The sequence below is a fragment of the Paraburkholderia mimosarum LMG 23256 = NBRC 106338 genome (assembly GCF_000739815.1).
GTDB lineage: Bacteria > Pseudomonadota > Gammaproteobacteria > Burkholderiales > Burkholderiaceae > Paraburkholderia > Paraburkholderia mimosarum.
Genome location: NZ_BBJJ01000256.1, coordinates 1 through 2,005, shown reverse-complemented (window position 1 = coordinate 2,005; position 2,005 = coordinate 1). Strand labels below are relative to the sequence as shown.

1 protein-coding gene is annotated in these 2,005 nt (G+C 59.3%); it reads right to left on the bottom strand.

What is annotated here, in order from left to right:
• Window positions 1-181: 181 nt before the first annotated feature.
• Window positions 182-1,486: a group II intron reverse transcriptase/maturase gene (ltrA, locus tag BMI01S_RS37175; RefSeq protein WP_042293308.1), complete on the bottom strand. Its 1,305-nt coding sequence runs from the start codon at window positions 1,484-1,486 to the stop codon at window positions 182-184.
• Between the last annotated feature and the right edge of the window lie 519 nt (window positions 1,487-2,005).

Genomic DNA, 2,005 nt, shown 5'->3' with positions numbered 1-2,005 from the left:
AAGGTAGGGTCGAGAACTGGCGCGCGCACGGTAGGCCCCGGTGGCTTTTCCCTCGCTTTCGCGGTGGGCCTCAATCCGGTTGCCATGGCCACGTTTCCAGCTCCCGCCACGTCAAACGCAGCATGCGGTTTTCCCGCACTACGCTTTCCTGTTCGCTTCACGTCAAGATTTATGGGACCTATCATGCCGGGGACGCTTTCGGGGTGGTAGCACGGCGAACCCGATAGCCGTTGAACAGCTTCAGTTCGTCATATAGCCAGTGCCTACTCCACGTCTTCCAGCCGAAGCCCCGACGATTCCGGGATCGACCCATGTGGCGTCGAATCTTCTTTTCCACCCAGTCCTTGATGAAGCTGAAGCACTCGCTGGAGTGTCCAACAGCGAAGTAATTCACCCAGCCGCGCAGCACCGGGTTGATCAGTTGCACTACCCGATCCACCGGCTGCGACTGGTATCGCCGGAACACCTCCTTGAGCTTGCGCAATAACGCCGTGCGTTTCTTCAACTTGGGCGTATAGTGCGCTCGCCACACCTGCCGCCCGATACTGCGCAGGCGTCGGAAGTCAAACCCCAGGAAGCCGAAGCTTTCCGCGCGGTCCAGATCCACGGTGCGACTCTTCTCTTCATTAACCTCGACCTGTAGTTTGGCAAATTCTTCCCGAAGGCGCCGGCTTACCATCCGCAGCAACCACGCATTGCGCGGGTGAGCATCGATCAGCACGACCAGATCGTCAGCGAATCGAGCATACTCGACGTAGGTGTACTTCCCGCTGCGCGTTGAGCTTTTCACCCGCTCCAGCATCCGGTCTACCTCCGTGAGATAGATGTTACTGAGCAGGGGCGAAATCACCCCGCCTTGCGGAACGCCTTGTTTGCCCGACGCCGTCAGCATCAGCTTCAGCAGATGCATGACGTCGTCGTCCTTGATCCGACGCGCCACTTTTTCAAGCAGTAGATGATGCCGAACTGTGTCAAAGTAGGCGCGCAAGTCAAGATCGATGACGCGGGTCTTGCACTGAACAATCGCCGTTGCCACCCGATGCACCGCTTCGTGCGCGGTACGCTTGGGACGATAGCCGTACGACCCCGGTTGGAAGTCTGCCTCAAAGATCGGCTCCAGTATGAGCTTGAGCGCACCCTGGACCACACGATCGCGGATGGCAGGAATCGAAAGGACGCGGACTTTGCCCCCGTCTTTCGGTATTTCCTGTCGCCGTGCTCGCAGTGGCCGGTAGGTGCGCCCGGTCAGTTCGTCCTGTATCTGCGCAAGAAAGCCCACCACGCCTTGCGCCTCGATGGCCTCGAACGTCACCCCGTCAATACCCGGCGCGCCGTTGTTCTTTCTGGCCAACGCGTACGCTTCGCACAGCGTTTCCATCTTGCAGACATGGACATACAAACCCCAGAAACGCCAGGACGGTTCAGCCTTCGCCTTGACGTATATTCCCCGCCTCAGGTCCTGCAAACTGCTGGACGCCTTTGTCATCTCGCCCTTGCCTCCCATGTTGTCGAGGAAATTACAAACAGCAGGGCCCCTTCGCTCCACCAGCGTTACCCGGCTTCACAGCTAGTACGGACCCATCCGCCACCCTCTCGCCTTCGGTCCACTTCCCGGGTTCGCCGGTTATAGGACCTACCTTGCTCCGGCGATTTCGCGCCGGGGCGAGGAGGGCTTCTCCAGTTGCTCAGCATGTCCTTGTCATCGTGCCGTCGCTTCCACCCCGCCGAAGTGGAATAGCCGTATCGGTCAGATTTCGGCTACCCATGCTGCCTTCGCCCTCTCGGTTGCGAGCTCGGCCTTCGGGTCTCTTCACTTTCGAGGCCACATCCACGTTCATCTTCATTACGGCCCGATGACTCGCACGTCCCCCAAGGAGACGGTCGTCGATAGGCTTCAGAGTCTTGGTTTCCCGCCACCCTGCTATCCCAGCTACGGAGCTTCTGACTTCTACCCCGGCAGGTCTATCTCCTGCTGAACACGCCAGCCTTAGCTGGACGCACAACC

Excerpts from the sequence above, each read along its gene's own strand:
- ltrA (WP_042293308.1), bottom strand. The coding sequence starts at position 1,486 with ATGACAAAGGCGTCCAGCAGTTTGCAGGACCTGAGGCGGGGAATATAC.